Source organism: Bradyrhizobium erythrophlei (assembly GCF_900129505.1).
Classification (GTDB): domain Bacteria; phylum Pseudomonadota; class Alphaproteobacteria; order Rhizobiales; family Xanthobacteraceae; genus Bradyrhizobium; species Bradyrhizobium erythrophlei_D.
The window spans coordinates 2,340,058-2,355,969 of the sequence record NZ_LT670818.1; the positions used below are offsets into that span (position 1 = coordinate 2,340,058).

General features: G+C 55.1%; 12 protein-coding genes and 1 pseudogene. 5 read left to right on the forward strand and 8 right to left on the reverse strand.

The window, feature by feature from the left end; translation table 11 throughout:
* Positions 1 to 214: 214 nt before the first annotated feature.
* Together B5525_RS11055 and B5525_RS45790 are read right to left on the reverse strand one after the other, a co-directional pair.
* On the reverse strand, positions 215 to 2,230 hold the full coding sequence (locus B5525_RS11055; RefSeq protein WP_197687909.1) for a class I SAM-dependent DNA methyltransferase: 2,016 nt from the start codon (positions 2,228 to 2,230) through the stop codon (positions 215 to 217).
* Entirely contained in the window at positions 2,230 to 3,156 is a 927-nt protein-coding gene (locus B5525_RS45790) for a type IIL restriction-modification enzyme MmeI (RefSeq protein WP_197687910.1), read from the reverse strand. The genes B5525_RS11055 and B5525_RS45790 overlap by 1 nt, the downstream gene beginning before the upstream one ends.
* Positions 3,157 to 3,417: 261 nt before the next feature.
* On the opposite strand from B5525_RS45790, the gene B5525_RS43755 reads away from it, so the two are divergent.
* The 4 genes from B5525_RS43755 to B5525_RS11075 all read left to right on the forward strand — a co-directional run bounded on the left by B5525_RS43755 (position 3,418) and on the right by B5525_RS11075 (position 8,424).
* Complete coding sequence (locus B5525_RS43755; RefSeq protein ID WP_154073151.1) at positions 3,418 to 3,732, forward strand: hypothetical protein; 315 nt, start codon at positions 3,418 to 3,420, stop codon at positions 3,730 to 3,732.
* Positions 3,733 to 4,210: 478 nt separating this feature from the next.
* Positions 4,211 to 4,936 carry a hypothetical protein gene (locus tag B5525_RS11065; RefSeq protein ID WP_079566036.1) on the forward strand — a complete coding sequence of 242 codons (726 nt, stop codon included), beginning with the start codon at positions 4,211 to 4,213 and terminating at the stop codon, positions 4,934 to 4,936.
* A 112-nt stretch (positions 4,937 to 5,048) separates the two neighbouring features.
* Positions 5,049 to 6,173 (forward strand): helix-turn-helix domain-containing protein, encoded by a 1,125-nt coding sequence (locus tag B5525_RS11070; protein WP_197687911.1) that lies wholly within the window; start codon positions 5,049 to 5,051, stop codon positions 6,171 to 6,173.
* A 226-nt stretch (positions 6,174 to 6,399) separates the two neighbouring features.
* Entirely contained in the window at positions 6,400 to 8,424 is a 2,025-nt protein-coding gene (locus B5525_RS11075) for a retron Ec67 family RNA-directed DNA polymerase/endonuclease (protein ID WP_079566038.1), read from the forward strand.
* On the opposite strand, the pseudogene B5525_RS47760 reads toward B5525_RS11075, so the two are convergent.
* The 6 genes and pseudogenes from B5525_RS47760 to B5525_RS46165 all read right to left on the reverse strand — a co-directional run.
* Positions 8,400 to 8,651 (reverse strand): annotated as a pseudogene (locus B5525_RS47760) (hypothetical protein); the annotation flags it as partial. The gene B5525_RS11075 and the pseudogene B5525_RS47760 overlap by 25 nt on opposite strands.
* Positions 8,636 to 10,327, reverse strand: a complete 1,692-nt coding sequence (locus tag B5525_RS11085) for a recombinase family protein (protein ID WP_079566040.1) — start codon at positions 10,325 to 10,327, stop codon at positions 8,636 to 8,638. The pseudogene B5525_RS47760 and the gene B5525_RS11085, both read right to left, overlap by 16 nt.
* The gene (locus B5525_RS11090; protein WP_079566041.1) at positions 10,320 to 10,883 is read right to left on the reverse strand and encodes a DUF2924 domain-containing protein; all 564 of its coding nucleotides are present in this window, start codon (positions 10,881 to 10,883) and stop codon (positions 10,320 to 10,322) included. Before B5525_RS11090 ends, B5525_RS11085 begins: the two co-directional genes overlap by 8 nt.
* A 4-nt stretch (positions 10,884 to 10,887) precedes the next feature.
* Entirely contained in the window at positions 10,888 to 11,544 is a 657-nt protein-coding gene (locus B5525_RS11095) for a DUF3489 domain-containing protein (protein WP_079566042.1), read from the reverse strand.
* 101 nt (positions 11,545 to 11,645) lie between these two features.
* Entirely contained in the window at positions 11,646 to 11,951 is a 306-nt protein-coding gene (locus B5525_RS11100) for a hypothetical protein (RefSeq protein ID WP_244567866.1), read from the reverse strand.
* Positions 11,952 to 12,908: 957 nt separating this feature from the next.
* On the reverse strand, positions 12,909 to 13,121 hold the full coding sequence (locus B5525_RS46165) for a hypothetical protein (RefSeq protein ID WP_079566043.1): 213 nt from the start codon (positions 13,119 to 13,121) through the stop codon (positions 12,909 to 12,911).
* Positions 13,122 to 14,104: 983 nt separating this feature from the next.
* Here B5525_RS46165 and B5525_RS11115 point away from each other — a divergent pair.
* Positions 14,105 to 14,464: a hypothetical protein gene (locus B5525_RS11115; protein ID WP_154073152.1), complete on the forward strand. Its 360-nt coding sequence runs from the start codon at positions 14,105 to 14,107 to the stop codon at positions 14,462 to 14,464.
* Positions 14,465 to 15,912: the final 1,448 nt, after the last annotated feature.

Here is a 15,912-nt window from a genome sequence, read left to right on the forward strand (position 1 = left end):
GGGATGGCCCAAAGCAGATCAATCATCAATGCGGTTATTGATTGACAGCCTTCCACTGCAGGAGGTGGAGCAGATTTGCGACGGATGCTTACAGGCGTTTCGGACCAATTGCGTCGTTGGACCAAACCCTAGGCCGGACGGGCGGACAAGACATAGAGAGCGATCTAAGCGAACGATCTGTTTCGATAGACTGGCGCCGGGGGTTTATCGCCATTCAGTCTTCTGCTGGTTCATTGTCTTCCTCTATTTCAACTTCCCCTTCGCCGCAATTTAAGGCAGCGCGAGCCAGATTTATCTCTAGCAATTTGGCCAATGCATCTTCTTCCGAGATGTCAGCAGGCCATCCATAGGCTGCCGCGACAGCCGCATCGAGATCGCGATGGACGTCGGTGAGCCATTGCGGGCGCTGATTATAAAGGTTGGTTAGCGTTCGGGTTTTCAGCGTAACGGCGGCCTGCGCATCTTTCGGCAGGATACGGTCGGGATAGCCGGGGACAACTTCGGGCTCGATCTTCACGAGGTCAGGCGGATTGAGCCACGCGTTACGCAATTCATCGAGCCGCCTTGCCGCCCTCGCAACCGTCTGCGCGCGCGGATCGTTCTCGTAGTCCTTTGCGGGGATATTGGGCGTCAAGCCCTTGGGGAAGGGAAAGGTCCGAAACACGCGCGAACTGTTGTATCGACGAGCGGTCGGATGATTTCCGTAGGGAGAACCGAGAGCTCTAGCCCAGGCTATGTGGAACCGGGAATGCAAAATACCGAAACTGGTGTCGTCTGATCGCGAAATAACAATAAGATTTTTGTCTGGAACGACGCCAGTGGGAAGCCACGCGAACACAGTGTGTGTCGGCGTCTCAGGAGTGGCAATTAACCTGTGATGCGAAGAAATGTTAGAGAACATCGCAGGCGCACGCCGAGCCAGAAGCCACCAGCTTTTCTTTTCTCCAACGGAGCCAGATTTCTCGCGTGCCGATTTTACAGGCTGAGCAATATGTTGAAATGGAGCTTCATAAAGACTCGCCGCACGCAAGCTCATTTCCCCGAAATTTATTATCCATTTGCCCGAACCGCGCGCGGTTACGTCTTCGCCATTCAACCAAGGGAATAAGACGTCCGAGTTTGGTCTACCATTCGGATTGAGCGGCAACATAAGCCACGCACGCGCGAGATCGCCGACAATATCAAACGCGCCTTTCTTAGAGATTCCGTTGAACGCCGTGTTGGCGTTTTCAGGAAGCGCTGTTGCCGTGGTCATATCTGTCGAGCGCGATGAAAGATCGGAATGGATTTTTTCTACCTTTCTTGAATCAAGCTCTGCAAATCCTTGTGGCTTTGGATGATCGAAGCAAACGAGAGATACGCGAACAGCAGCTCCTTCAATCGTCCACTCTTCATTTGACCATGCGGCAAAGATCCTGCCGGCCGCTGCGATGCGATCTAGCACAGCGCGATTTGCGCCCCCTCGTATCGAATTCGTTGAAACTAGGCCAACACGAAGCGCAGCCTCAGAGCAGAGTTGCTTCTCCGCTTTGTCAAACCAGTAACACACCAGGTCTGCGCCTCCTGGCACGCGTCCAAGGTAAATCTCTCTTAGCGTCTCCGTATAGTCCCCGCCTAAACTCTCCCTCATAAATTTATCGCCTAGAAATGGCGGATTGCCAACGATGAACTCGGCAGCGGGCCAACCAGCTTCGACAAACGATCCTTCGCTCCTTTTTGTGATCAGCGCGTCGCGGCATTCGATCGCGTCAAGCTTACGTAGAATAGGTGGTGGCTCAGAATAAATTCCATTGCGCCTGCGCCATTGAATATCGCCGATCCAAATCGTGGTGCGAGCCAACTCGGCAGCAAATGGATTGATTTCGATGCCATGTACGATCTCAGGGCCTACCTCTAAGGCCCTGGGCGAAAGTTCTAGTGCCTCACACTCAAGTACGGCACGATTTTCGAGGTCTTTTACGCCTTGAAGCGCGAGATAAAGAAAATTTCCCGATCCACATGCTGGATCAAGGATACGTATGTTGGCCAATCGGTGAAGAAATGCATCGCGCAACTCCATTGCTTGGGACCGAAGCTTGCGAGAAGCGGTATCGGCAGCGCGGCGATCCCCTGGACTCTGGCTTCGGGGGACAATACCTGACGCTTTCTCCGCAAGAGGAATGATCTGTGCCTTTATGCTCTCCCATTCAGCGCGCAACGGGCGCAGAATGACCGGCTCGACGATCATCATTATTTTTTCGGGATCGTATAATGCGCGCCGATCTGCGCGCGCTTGTCGGGATCGAGGAAGCGTTCGAACAAAGTGCCGAAAATGGTAGGGTCGATCAGGCTCCAATCGAGATTTCCGGCCTCGACCAGCAACCCGATGTCGCCGTCATCAAGCTGGATGGCGCGCCGACCATCGAACAAACCGCCGTTGAAATGCGCAATATCGGTGAGGTCGAATTCGCCACCATTTTCCATAGCCTCGAACAGCGAATTGAAATATTCCTGCGCCTTGTCTGGTCGCTGCCCTGCACGCTTCAAAAGCTTCGGAAAGAAGCCTTCCGGTAAGAGCTTTACGCTGTTGGCAAAATAACAGAAGACGAGTTGGTTGACGAAATGCGCCACTTCCTCCGGCGTACCCCGGCCTTGTAACCGCAATGCGATCGTAGAAAACTTGTCTGCGGCTTCTTTAGTAATGCCAGTCCGGGTTTCTTTCGGCCGCAGCCGTTCAGGATCATGAAAGACCGCCCAGAGAATTTCGCGCTTTTCCGGCAGTGCCAGACCGTCGAGTTCGATTTCATATTGCTTCGGGACTGTGTTCGTCCATGCGGTGCGAATGATAAAGCGATCGGTATCGCAGACGACCTGAAGCGGTGGATTTTCCAGTGCGGCGGCGTACCGCACCAGCTGGTCCATGGCGGCGTTGAGGTCACGCTTTTTCTTTTTATATTCCCACGCAAAGAAATTCTTCTTCCAAACATCGGCGAAGCCCTCGCCACCACCGGTCTTAGTGGCTCCCTTTTCAAACGTGAACCATTCGCCAGTTGGATCAGCCGAAACCGGATCGTCGTGCTCAAACAACTTACACAAGTCGAGAAAGTGCGTATGCGCGGCAGCTCGCTCGGTGAGCGCAACGGGCTTCCATTTTTTTATGAATTCGGCGGGAGTCATCAATTGGGACAGACGTTGCCAGGCGGGGCTTATTGGTCGACTTGGGCCCTTGATTAACCACTAGCTGGCATGATTCTCTAGGCCAGCGAGGATAATAAATGGCGAAGAATCCAAAATTGAAGGGACCTCAAACCCCACGGCATAGGCGGCGGCGGAAACGACCACATCCCTGATAGGGTGTGTATATCTCCGGTTGTTCAGGACTCCGCTTGCTCCCGTTGGAAAGCGCCCATAATAATAGGCTTTTCCCGGAGATTCTTTATGGCTGAGGCGATATCTCTTCCAACCCGCACGACCATTGAAGACGTTATAGCCCTGGTCAAATACCTCGCAACCAAACCCATGGGGGCGACGGTTGCTGAGGCCAAGTCTATTATTGACAACGGGCATTTGGACGCCCGAAAGCTGAGTGCCTACAAATACTGGGGTCTTGCGGAAGAGGCCGATGGCGGAAGGCTCAAACTGGAGCTTCGGCGCACCGCGGCGAAGGATAAGGGAGCCCATCTCGCCAAGGCTATGCGGGGGGTGATCGAATCCATCCCTGCCATCATTGGCGAGTTCACATTGTCGTTGTAACTCCAGCCCTCATTGCCTGTGTTATAAGGCGGGTCGATAAACACGCAGTCCACCTTACCGGCGTACAAGGGCAGCAGTGCTTTTAGCGCGTGTAAGTTGTCGCCGTGAATGATGAGGTTGCCGTCAAGCGCGACGGCGCCAATCCCTTTTTTCGCGTGCGGCTCCAGCGGCCGAAAGGGCACGGCCAGGTGATGGTTGTAGACAAATTCTTTGCCTTTAAAGTTCAACTCAGTCACATCGCCCCCGTCCCGAAAACATCGGTTTCGCCGACGCATAGAATCGGATGGTGATGGTGCTGGCAACAGCACTCCGGACGCGCTCGCCGCAAAGACCGGTGGCAGGCACAGATAATTGCGTAAAGTGCCGAATGATTGCGGCCGAACCTTAAGCTCGGGCGACGAAATGTGAAGAAAAATCTTCCATTTTGCAAAAATATAGGCCATAAATCCGCCTATACGCAATTGATGGATTCGCTCAAATGCACGATACGGTCCAACGCCACCTACGCCTAACTCTCGGCAAAGACTTGCTTATTGACCTTGAGGACAGGGTGCGGGCCGAAGCGGTCAAAGCCTTCGAGATGATTCGCGACCATTCGGGTTTGGACAAAAAGCGGGCCCGAGAAGCTGAAGGACAGGCGCGGTTCCGGATGTGGGAGCAAGGCTTCGAGGAAGTCTGTTCGTCACATGGTGGCCGCCTTCTTGACGGCGGCGTGATCCCAAACACCGAACTGAAGGTGTTTCAACCGTTCATGCGGCTTGAGCAGGGCGAAACAGGCATCATCCTGGGCCTCGCAGCTATGCCCGAGCCAAAGTCGATTCCGATAAAAAATAAGTCGCGGAGCGCCGGCGTTAGCCTCAACTACGATCTTTCCCCGCGCCTGGATCTCGACGGTATGGGACCGAAAGTCGGAGACGTTTTTGCTCTGCTGCTTGTGTCTCGCCATCGTGAGCGGGCTGGCCAAATCGAAGAGATTGCCGTCGGGATCATCGATTCGGCCTATGAGAGCTACTTGTTCTATGAGTCACTCGACACTTTCCTAAGTGGTCACGGGGACGCTCCTGCTGCGGGCCCGGTCAATCCGACTTCGCCAACTCCGTCAGCGGCTCCAATCAAGGTCTCGCTGAAAAAAGTCGTAAAGCCATTCGTCCCACCAGAAGCTCCGAAGCCCGAAGAAGAAGACGGCAGTGCGGAAGGCGATTGAGCCTTCGCGACAGCGTAGATTTTCGGTTGGGTGAATAAAAATGCGTGTTGGAACGCCTGGATTCGTTCGGGAGCGATTGACCGAGGCTCGCGCCGCGCGACGACTTGCGAGCATGTCGGCGCTTGCTCGGCTTTTGAGCGTGAGCGCAAGCACGGTGACACGTTGGGAAGACGGCTCCAGTGCACCGGATTCTGATGCTCTCTCCGCACTTGCCGGCGCGCTACAGGTACGACGCGAATTTTTCCTTCGACCTGTGTTTGATAGCACCCGGCCTGTCTTTTACCGATCTCTGGCGAGCACGCTCGTCCGGGACATCGACTATCAGCACGCTCAGATGCATTGGTTGCAAGAAATCAGCGCGGCACTGCAACATTATGTGGATTTTCCCAGTGCTGACATTCCTGATGTGCTCGACGGGGCGAGTTACAAACAACTTCGCGATGAGGATATCGAGAAGATTGCACTCGATTTGCGGCGCCACTGGAAAATTGGTGAAGGTCCCTGCACGGACGTTGTGGCGCTGCTCGAACGCGTAGGAGTTGTCGTCGGCGCCATAGAAATGGGTACATCCAAGCTCGACGGGCTTTGCAGTTGGTCAGCTTCCGAGTGTCGGCCGCACATACTCTTGGCAACAGACAAGATGTCGTTTCCCCGGCGCCAAATGGACGCTGCGCACGAATTGGCCCACGCCGTTTTACATAAGGACGTCACAGAGGACGAGCTAAAGAAAAACCTCAAGCCAATCGAAACGCAGGCTTTTAGACTCGCGAGCGCATTTTTGCTGCCGTCTACAACCTATCCGCACGAGGTTCGGCGACCTTCGTTAGCGGCTCTTTTGTCTTTGAAAGAGCGTTGGCGCGTGTCCGTAAAAGCACAGATTAAGCGTCTTTCCGATCTCGATATCATTCCAGAGACTCATGCAACAGACCTCTACAAGCTCTACTCGGCAAAGGGCTGGAACCGGGAAGAGCCGCTGGATCGAGAGTGGCTGGTACCCGAGCCGCGAAGCCTAGCGGACGCGATGAATATTGTGGTCGACTCAGGCCTGCGCACCAAAGCAGACCTTCTCTCGGTCGAATTTACAATGTCGGCCGGCGACGTTGAGAATCTGACTTGCCTCCCGCCCGGTTGGTTCTCAGCACGTACAGCGGAAGTAGTTCAGTTGAAGCAGGATTCGGCACGTATCATGCCGAAATCAGAATTTCCCGGTGTGGTCGTGCCCTTTAATCGAAAGTAAGTCCGCCAAATATACGCAATACCGTAGTCCTCTGCAACATCTTGCGTTGACCGCCTTTACCGCTACATTGGTCCACAAGCTTACAGGCAGATTTATTATCGTGTTTCGCGATATATGATCCAAAGTCAGGCACGCTGCTCCCTATGATCCATGATTGAAACATATGGCCCATGGCCTATGCGACGCGTAGGAGTGCCTGTAAGCCTTTTTCCTTTGGTGATTTGCGTTGTCGATCCTTCACACCCTCCGCACAGCAAAAACTCGATATGATGTTGCAGCGCTGCTCGGCTACAAGCCGAGCGCTTTGTCCTATATCGTCTTTCAAATTCCAACGGCGGAAAAATACAAGACCTTCGAAATTAAGAAAAAAGGCGGCGGCAAACGTCGCATCGATGCGCCGATTCCGATGCTCAAGGGACTTCAGAGGCGACTCGCCGACGTTCTGTACGAATGCCTTCGCGAGTTAGAAGAGCCCGAGAAACGCAAGAACAAGTTGTCACATGCGTTTCGCAAGGACTACTCCATAATCACCAATGCGAAAGCGCATAAGTCGCGCCGTTACGTGTTAAATCTCGACTTGCAGAATTTCTTTCCTAGCTTGAACTTTGGGCGCGTCCGCGGCTTCTTTCTCAAGAATAATCAGTTCAAGCTGGCCGAACCTGTAGCGACCATTCTCGCACAGATTGCTTGCAATGATGGAGTATTACCCCAGGGAAGCCCATGCTCGCCGATCTTGTCCGAGCTATTGACGCATTTCCTCGATATAAGGCTGGTCAAATTGGCCGCCAAAAACCAATGTTCCTATACGCGCTATGCTGACGACATCACATTCTCGACCAACCAGAAGGAATTTCCAGTGGCCCTTGCGGTCGCGGTGGGCGAAGGTTGGATACTAGGTGATGAGGTAAAATCTCGCATCGAGGGTGCTGGATTTACGATAAACGACACAAAAACTCGTATGCAGGTGAGGGGGAGTCGCCAAACCGTCACCGGCCTCACGGTCAATGAAAAAGTCAATGTACCGCAGCGTTACTGCAAACTTGCACGCGCGATGACGCATTCATTTCTCGCCACCGGCGCCTACAAGCGCGACGGGGTAGATGACTCTTCTGTTCCGCGCCTGGAGGGCGTCCTTGACCACATCTATCACATTAAGGAACGACAGATAGATATTGCGATCGACGCTGAAAAGAACAAGGAAAAGCGGCACAAGCTGCATGCCGACCGGACCAAACATAAGAACGAATATCCCTCGGCGATACGCCTCATCTACTTCCAACTCGTTTTCTTCAAGCACTTCATCGATCCGTCAAAGCCGCTCATCATTTGCGAAGGACCGACCGACTCAATCTACCTTAAGAGTGCGATTCGCAAACTGGCGGCACTCCATCCGAAGCTGGCTTCGACTAAAGACGGCAAGCTTTCCCTCGATATTCATTTCTTCAAATATTCAAAGCAATCGAAGGATCTCCTGCAGCTTCGAGGCGGCTCACCTGACCTCAAATTCTTCCTCGAAGCATGGAGAGACAAGCTTGCTAAGTTCAAACACCGCCCGATGAAGCACCCGGTGATTGTGCTGATCGATAATGACGATGGCGCAACTCAGATATTTAAGCTGGCTCAGAGCAAGAAGTTTGGCGTCACCATTGGTCACGCGACGGACTTACCTTTCTATCATCTTGGCGGCCATCTCTATCTTGTCAAAACGCCGATCAAGGGTCCCGACAATAAGTCCTGCCCCGAGGATTTTTCGACCCGGCCCTGCTGGCAACCAAGATCGACGGCAAGACCTTTAATCCCGACAAGGAGCACGACGCGCCTGGCGAGTTCGGAAAGGTCGTCTTTGCAGAGCGTGTCGTGCGGCCGCAGGCGGGCAGCATCGACTTCTCAGGCTTTGATCCCCTTCTCACTCGCATTGACGCCGTACTCGATGATTACGCCAAACGCAGGGCTACGGGCCCAGCGCCCGCGCCATCGCCGGCGGTCCCAGCGGTGTCGGCACCGACAAAGAAGAAGCGCGCGAAGGCAGCCGCCGCCGTGGCCACGCCCTAACGTGGGCTGCGCAAGCCAATCGATTGATCTAGGACGGAACCGAGCTGGCGGGGGTGCGGCCGGCCGCGTAAATCCGGTTCAGGACTCGAGCCGGGAGGCGTCAATGCTTTTCCCGAACCTCAACACGGCACTGATGGAATCAAAGATGAAACGCGCCTCCGCCTTTTCCAAAAAAACGTTATCGTGGGCGAGGCTTTGATTTTTGCGGATATGGTTGAACTTGTCGAAAAGTCCGATCGAGTTCCTCAAAAGTTGTTGGGTCATCTCCCGCAATTCCCGCTCTTGAATGACACTCTTGACGTATTTTCCAAGCCTGCTCAGCAGGCCACCTGCGATACTTGAATTCCATAACATTGGATCGGCGAAACTCACCGCGCCCCGGGGCGCGAACGCTCGGTCGAGCTTTCTGGCTATCTCCGGCTCCATAGAACGTCGGACTTACGCGTAAGCATCGCCGTTTTCGCTAACGCGGTTGTCTCCGTATCACCTTCCAGGACCTTTCCGACCAGATCGGGTGACAACCATGCGAGATGAATCAGGTTGCTGACATAGTTGTCGGTGATGCCTTCACGTACCGCAATTTCCGCCATCGACCGCGATTTGCCCGTCGTGAGTTGTTCGAACCAGACCAAGGCGCGTGCGATCGCCTTTACGACAACGGCGTCAGGTGTCTTGCCATTCTGATCGTCGAAAACGAGTTTGCCAGAGCCGCCGCCTGGGGCGGCAGGAACAGTCGCCTCAAGTGAGATGATGTTGTCTTGGCCGTTGTCCTGGGATGGCTCCGCGAATGTGTCAGTCAACACCGCCAGTAACTGGTCTCGATTGATTGAGATATTTAGGCTAGTTGGACTGACAGTCACGCGCGCGAGAATATCCGCAACATTCTGCGCCATGGGTGCGGCGGACGTCAGCGAATCCGCGAACTTGCTTGCGATTTCAAGGCCGCTGCCAATCTCTGCCGGCCGACACCGCGTTTCGCGAAGCAAGGTCGATATCTGGGTTTTATCCGTCAGAAACCTTTGCAATTTCGCCAGCACGAGCTCGTCGATCATGACTGCGGGTAGCCGGAGCCTTGGTACGCTAGCCGCTGCGACGGAACGCCCATTCCCGTCTGACGTCACGTAATATCGGTAACGCTTGCCATTTTTGGTCGCGTGGCTGGAGACGAGCCGATTGCCGGCGTCGTCATAAATGAGCCCTGCGAGCAGACTTTTGCTTTTTGCGTTAGTCCGGGCCCGATTTTCGTGATGGTTGGCCCCAAGCTGGGCCTGGACGGCGTCCCATGTCGCGGCGTCAACCAGGGGCGGATGCTGACCAGGATACCGCACACCTTTATGCTCAATCTCCCCTATATAAAGAGGGTTCGACAGGATCTTGTAGAGGTGACCGCGCGCAAAGGACAAGCCGCCGACCGCTCGGCCTCGGGGCGTCGCATATGGCTTGGTCTTGAGATGGAGGCGAACGAGTTCGGTCTGGACCCGCTGGACGTTTTTGAGTTTCAGAAACAGGTCAAAGATCGTCCGGACGGTCACGGCCTCGGTTTCATTGATGGTGAGGGTCCGGTCCTTGCGGTCATAGCCGATCGGCACCCAGCCTCCCATCCACATGCCCTTCTGCTTGGATGCGGCGATCTTGTCGCGGATCCGCTCACCCGTGACTTCGCGCTCGAACTGCGCAAAGGACAGAAGGACATTGAGGGTCAGGCGCCCCATCGAGGTCGTGGTGTTGAATTGCTGGGTGACCGAGACGAACGAGACGCCCGCCGCGTCGAAGATTTCGACGATTTTCGCGAAATCCGCCAATGACCGGGTAAGCCGGTCCACCTTGTAGACCACGACCACGTCGATCAGGTGGGATTGGATATCGGCCAGCAACCTTTTGAGGGCCGGTCGTTCCGTCGATCCGCCTGAATAGCCGCCATCGTCATAGAGGGAGGGAAGGGGAGTCCAGCCCTCGTGCCGCTGACTCTTTATATATGCGTCACAGGATTCGCGTTGCGCATGCAGCGAATTGAAGTCCTGTTCCAGTCCCTCTTCGGAGGATTTCCGGGTGTAGATCGCGCAGCGAAAAACCTTGGTCCGGGGCGGGGCCGGATTACGCATTTCGCCCGCTCCTCGTAGACTTCACTTTTGAAACAGGCTCAGTGCTGACGTCAAGAGTTGCAGGCAAGTTAGTTCGCCGCGGCCCCGACGCGTTCTTGTTCCCAGATGGCGCCCGCTTGATGCCAAAGAAAGCAAACCCGTTCCAGTTGGTACCGGTAATGGCATTGGCGACGGCGGAGAGTGACTTGTAGGTCCGACCGTTCCACTGGAATCCCTCCGCCAATGCTGTGACGGTATGGGTGGTGCCCTGCCATTGCCGGATCATTTGCGTGCCGGGTTTAATGCGGCTGCTGCCTAGCATGGCGTTCGCGTCACCATTTCGAACGGCGTTGGCGATTTCCCGCAGCCGACGCTTTGTTGCGACCGATAGTCCACCATAGACCTCGACCTGCATTTGATACGCCACCGCCCGCGCCAAAAAATTTCGGCGCAATGATTTGGGCGCGGGATGGCCAAACAGCGCCTTCCATCGGTTCCGGAGTTCGAGAAGGCTGAGATCGCGCAAACGCCCGATCTCAGCCTCAAGAGCTGCATCTTCGATCGTGCCACGTGGCATTCGATCAAGCCTTTCGCGCCGCCGAGGTCTTCTTACTCTTTGCGGCTTTGGCCGTGCCGATCCGGTAGTTTCTGACACCGTCGATCTTCTCGGAGAGGAGGGCGAGTTTCAGCTTTTTGCGCACGGTGCCGGCGAGAAATCCGCGTACCGAGTGCTTCTGCCATTGCGTCTCCTTGACCAGGACATCCAACGTCGCGCCTTCCGGGCGCTGTAGGAGGGCGACGATCTTGTCCTGTTTGGAGTTTGGTTTGGCTCGATCGGGCGATGGCTTGGTTGTCCTCGTGGAAACGGCAGCGGTCTTCTCTGCCCTCGATCGCTTGGCGCGGCCTGGCCGCTCGTTCGACTTGGGTTGCGTGGATACATCTGGGCCTGCGACTTCATTGGGATCAGCCGCGGCATTATCGTCCGGCGCCTTGGCCAGCTCGATCGCTCTAAGGCCGGCCTTCGTAATCCGCAACGAATAAGGCCTGTTATCGTCGTCGCGCCGCCATATCGGCATGTCGTGCTTGGCGCGAAGCTCTTGCAGAAGCTTTTCGTTCAAGAGCCTGTCGACCACCTTCTTTGCGGCGTTGCCTTTGAGATTTGCAGGTAGAAGGGCTGCATGGTCGGCTCGTTGCGAAGCCGAAGACAGAATCAGTAGTTGAGTATCGGAGAGCTTCATAAAATCCTCCTTCAAGGTCGTGCGGCATCATCGCCGCCACGACCGCAACCCCGCGGAAGACGCAAGCGCCGGCGGGGAGGAGGCTTAAAGAAAAATGACCCTCAACTTTGTCGACTGATCCGGTTGATGAGGCTCGCGGCATTCAGCAGCGTGGTTGCCTCGTACAGAAGTTGCTCCATGTCGAGTGCGACTTCGAGGCCCTTCTCGTGAAAGCCAGCCCCAGCGCAGGCGTCTGCTGCGCGTCCTATTCCCGCGGCCTTGTCGAGCCGGCTGCGAATTTCGGTTAGGTAAGCTCTAATTGTCGTTTCGACTAAATGTGCGTCCATGGCGGATAACTCCTTGTTGCCACCACACACGCTTCCCGTGCCGGCGAAGTCGAGCGAAACCAAAGCAATCTTGTTGCTCATTTCAAGCGATACCAGGCATCTTAGGATCCGAATCGAGAATATCCTCATTAAAGCGAGGAAGACCTCAAAGGAGCATGCGCATCGGAATGTTGCCAAGCAAATTTCCCGTGTTACAACCCGTTCCAAAGCAGGAGTGGAAGTTGCCTAAAAAATCCAAAAAGAAAATCGTACGCGGGAATATTCGAAAGCCGATGTCAGAGAGCTTCGGGCTCATTCCAAAGCGAGAACACCCGTCGACAAGATCGCAAAGTTGACCAAGCGGACCGTGGGCTCTTTACGCCAGAAGGCGCTCAAACTTGGCATTGGCCTTGGTCACCAGCGCTGACTAAGAGGCGATCACTCACCCAATGCGCAGCCCGCAGCAGCGCGGTCACCGATTGGACGCGGTGCGGATCGGCCTCGAGACCGGATCGACGTCCACGTGATTAAGGACAGAACTCAACCGAGTTCGCCCACCACCCTCCGTAGCGAGCATGCAAGTGGGGTGCCGCGTCTTGACACGTGGTTTGTTTTCCCAAGCTGACGGTAAGAGAACTCAACCCTCTCAAGGTAAGGGTCGAGCGCAGATAATTTGTTGAACTCAAGAGAGGTCTGCCGTTTGAAATTGTATGGGGGAGCCAAGGGGGAGCGGCAGAGTGTTGTGCCGATCCCAAGTAGGGGCAGGCTTCGCGGTCCGTTAATGACCACCCACGTCGGGCATGGGGCCTTCCCGCGAAAGTGCTGGAGGACAACAGCTCGATGCCGTAAAAGCTGCAATTCGACAAATTGACGAGTTCGCGGACTTCCCGTTTTCGATTGACGCCAAGCCAACGAATGGTGGCCCAAAGAACTACATGCGCGACCTCTGGCTTGGACAGAAGCCTTCTCGGCAAAGGCGGGCCAATTCCCGAGGCGCAATCCGCCGGCTACAGGAGGGTTGACATCCAAAGCTTGGATAATATTTCCGCCGAGCAGCACTTAGGCGGCAATAGCGATCTCCAATTGCGCGCCGGTAGGCTGTGCTGAGCCCCCAAAGTAGGACTCCAACTCCGCCAATGCGCGATACTCCCAATCCTTGGCCTGCCCAAGCAAGGACCAGCTTTGGCCAGGTCGGAGGGCTGCGGTTTGCCGGTATAGCGACGCGATGGTGCGAAATCGACGTACGTTCTCTAGAACTGCTTCCCTGCTCATGATCTGCGCTCCACTTCACCCCTTTGACTGAGGAGAATGTGCGCAAGAACGATTTTCGATTCGTTACTGGTATTTACGCGATCGGTTGAATGGTTTGCAAACGGTTGCGAATCTGAGGACCCAAACTGCGCGGGCAATTTGCGGACGGCCTCTGATCAACCGGCTGGCGAGATCATCCGAAAAACCAATTAACGAGTGTGGCGAATCGGCGGGTTGCCGCGCGGCGGAGCTTAATAAAACAAAGGGAGCCGCCGAGGCGGCTCTCAGTAGCAGATGGCTGTGTCAGGGTCAGCCGCCAACTCGTCCGTTCTGCGCGGTCGTAGTCGGACATAGCTATTGCGATTCGATGCGACTTGCCTGTCACATGCATTGATTTCCAGAAGTTTAAGCCGTGCCTATCTGGCGGTTCGCTCGCTACCGCCCTGGCAATGTCAATCAGGCGGATGCATGGCTCGGGAACTCAATAGAGTCCGTCTAACCAGGCCGGATCTCCGTGGAACCTATTTAAGAATCGTTTTGCCATATAATCATAATGACTCTGACGCAAACAGAAGAAATAGACTGGCGGCAGGAGGGTCCTGGGATGAGTGACAATGATTGCTCGGCGATGGAATTGTACTGTCTGGAGCGGGCGAGGTTAGAGCCTTCGAATCGAGGAAAATGGATTTGGCAAGCGGAGCGCTGGCACGAGCTTGCACGCGCTCAAACTTCCTGGCGCCTCCAGAAGAGGCCACTTCAGCAGTCGATGCACACCGAGCCGATGGCAACGCAACGCCAACAAGGCTAAGCCTTCCGAAGGTTAGTTTGCGTGATGAATGTTAGCGAGTTGAAGAACGATGGGCTCGCGGCCCCTTCGATGTCATTTTAACGGAACGGCTCAGTTGTCTAGTTGGCCAAAATCTGAACTCGGAGAGCAGCGGAGAAAGATCCGGCGTGATCGCAAACATCTGGAGGCCAGATCACGACGATTTCTGAAGACATATTTGAACGCCGACGAAGCCCAAAAACCGCATTTCTATGAAGTATTGCAAGAGGCTTCTCAGCAATGCCACCCAACGCAATCGGGCTTGCCGTCGCCAGACTTGGAGGATGCCGACATCGCCGAAGCTACTTCCAATGCTGCGATGAAAGTGGTGTTAGAAAGAGGTATTCTTAAGAAAGGTGACCGCACTGCCGATTTCGTAACCGATGCCTACGCTACTGTTGGTGTCGCGTATCACAGAGCAGCAGGGGTCTACGTGCTTGATAAAGACATGCAGGAGTTGGGGACTGCGGCCGTTCACCTTCTCACAATAGCAACGTCATATATGACGCGGCACCATGACGGCTCTGAGCTGCGTTAACCGTACGACAAACAACTTTTCCAGTTCCTCCATCTTTTCCGAGCCTGCCCTTTAACAGCCTGAATCCGTCCCGAGCTTACGACGACCGAGTTGCTCGGCTTGAGGGATTAGCCATGAGGATAGTGGGGCTCCCAATTGTCTGTCTGATCCTCCTAGGGGCAATAGCGATTAAGGCTGGGACGGCGGCGTCGCGTCCTCCGGCCATCGAACCCTTACCGAATCGAACGACCGTTGGCTCAGCCGTCCCGCAGGACACCCTAACGAAGGCGGACAAGCTCGAAATCTCCTATGTGCGCAAGGCGGTCCCGGTTGACCCGGTCACACAGTTTGCGAAAGCAACCCCCGAACCCTCATTGCCGTTGCCCACAACGGTCCCGAAGGTTACTGGCCGTCATTGGCATGACCCGCATTCGATGAAGGTCGAAAAGGGCGCACAGGACCGACGCATCAAGAGCTCGCAATCAAAGAAGGGGCAAGAATCACAGAAGAGCAAGAATGTCGAACCTCCGAAGGCAATCGTCGACCTCAGGCCATGTCGGCGCCCCGAGGGCCTTGCGGGGTTGTTGAGGGCACTGAACCTCTCACCAGGATGCGACACGTAGTTTCGCACGACGGCGAGGTCAACGCAGGTTGAATAGGTTTCTCACTAGCTGTCCAGAAATGATCTCCGCGAAGGATAACCTGGTTGACGATACAGCTGTCGTCGAGCCGCCGCGAGCGACCGCAGGGGTGTTCGATAGCGTCGGTCGGTAGTTATCAACTCTGGCCCCCCGCCGTTCAACTGCCTTCGGCAGCTTTTTGGCTGAGTCGACCACTGTCGGAAATGGGTCCACAGAAGCGTACGATTGCAGCGACGATGGACTGCCTGCACCTTCGCTTTTGAATGGCGGCGGTGGCGGAACTACCGTCGGCTGACTGGTGTCAATGACCACTCGCTCGGGTGGCTGCTGAATTGAGGCTATCCGAATAACCGGCTTATCGATTGCCTCATGCCCTGGCTCTCGCGTGGGTTCGGGAAGGAACCAATTTGCCACGAACAGTAGCGCAAGAAGCGATGTGCCAACCCAGACTACGTATCGTACGATAGGCATAGAAATCTCTCGCCGTTGTGACGAGAGCAAACGCCGCAATTCCTGACGATCAACTAAAGAACGTGGTTACTGCCAGAATTGTTGTTGGGGCAGTGTAAGCAAGCTCCACATTTGCTCCAGCTTGGCTGCTCGATGTCGATAACCCCGGAGAGCGACTCACGCATTTCCCGCGCGATGCCAGCCGGACGCCAACAGGACGAACAGCGTTCGGTTGCCTTGATATTTGGCCTCAGCCCGACTGCTTGCCAATCCATTCATTATCGCCGCTCCGTGGCGGACACATGCGCCCTCCTGCTCGGGCTGCTCTTGATAATCATTACCTCCAACATGATTGAAGGCTACCTAGTCCCAATCAGT

Excerpts from the sequence above, each read along its gene's own strand:
- B5525_RS11090 (WP_079566041.1), bottom strand. The coding sequence starts at position 10,883 with ATGCCACGTGGCACGATCGAAGATGCAGCTCTTGAGGCTGAGATCGGG.
- B5525_RS46165 (WP_079566043.1), bottom strand. The coding sequence starts at position 13,121 with ATGAGCAGGGAAGCAGTTCTAGAGAACGTACGTCGATTTCGCACCATC.
- B5525_RS11095 (WP_079566042.1), bottom strand. The coding sequence starts at position 11,544 with ATGAAGCTCTCCGATACTCAACTACTGATTCTGTCTTCGGCTTCGCAA.
- B5525_RS11085 (WP_079566040.1), bottom strand. The coding sequence starts at position 10,327 with ATGCGTAATCCGGCCCCGCCCCGGACCAAGGTTTTTCGCTGCGCGATC.
- B5525_RS11100 (WP_244567866.1), bottom strand. The coding sequence starts at position 11,951 with ATGAGCAACAAGATTGCTTTGGTTTCGCTCGACTTCGCCGGCACGGGA.
- B5525_RS45790 (WP_197687910.1), bottom strand. The coding sequence starts at position 3,156 with ATGACTCCCGCCGAATTCATAAAAAAATGGAAGCCCGTTGCGCTCACC.
- B5525_RS11065 (WP_079566036.1), top strand. The coding sequence starts at position 4,211 with ATGCACGATACGGTCCAACGCCACCTACGCCTAACTCTCGGCAAAGAC.
- B5525_RS43755 (WP_154073151.1), top strand. The coding sequence starts at position 3,418 with ATGGCTGAGGCGATATCTCTTCCAACCCGCACGACCATTGAAGACGTT.
- B5525_RS11055 (WP_197687909.1), bottom strand. The coding sequence starts at position 2,230 with ATGATGATCGTCGAGCCGGTCATTCTGCGCCCGTTGCGCGCTGAATGG.
- B5525_RS11070 (WP_197687911.1), top strand. The coding sequence starts at position 5,049 with ATGTCGGCGCTTGCTCGGCTTTTGAGCGTGAGCGCAAGCACGGTGACA.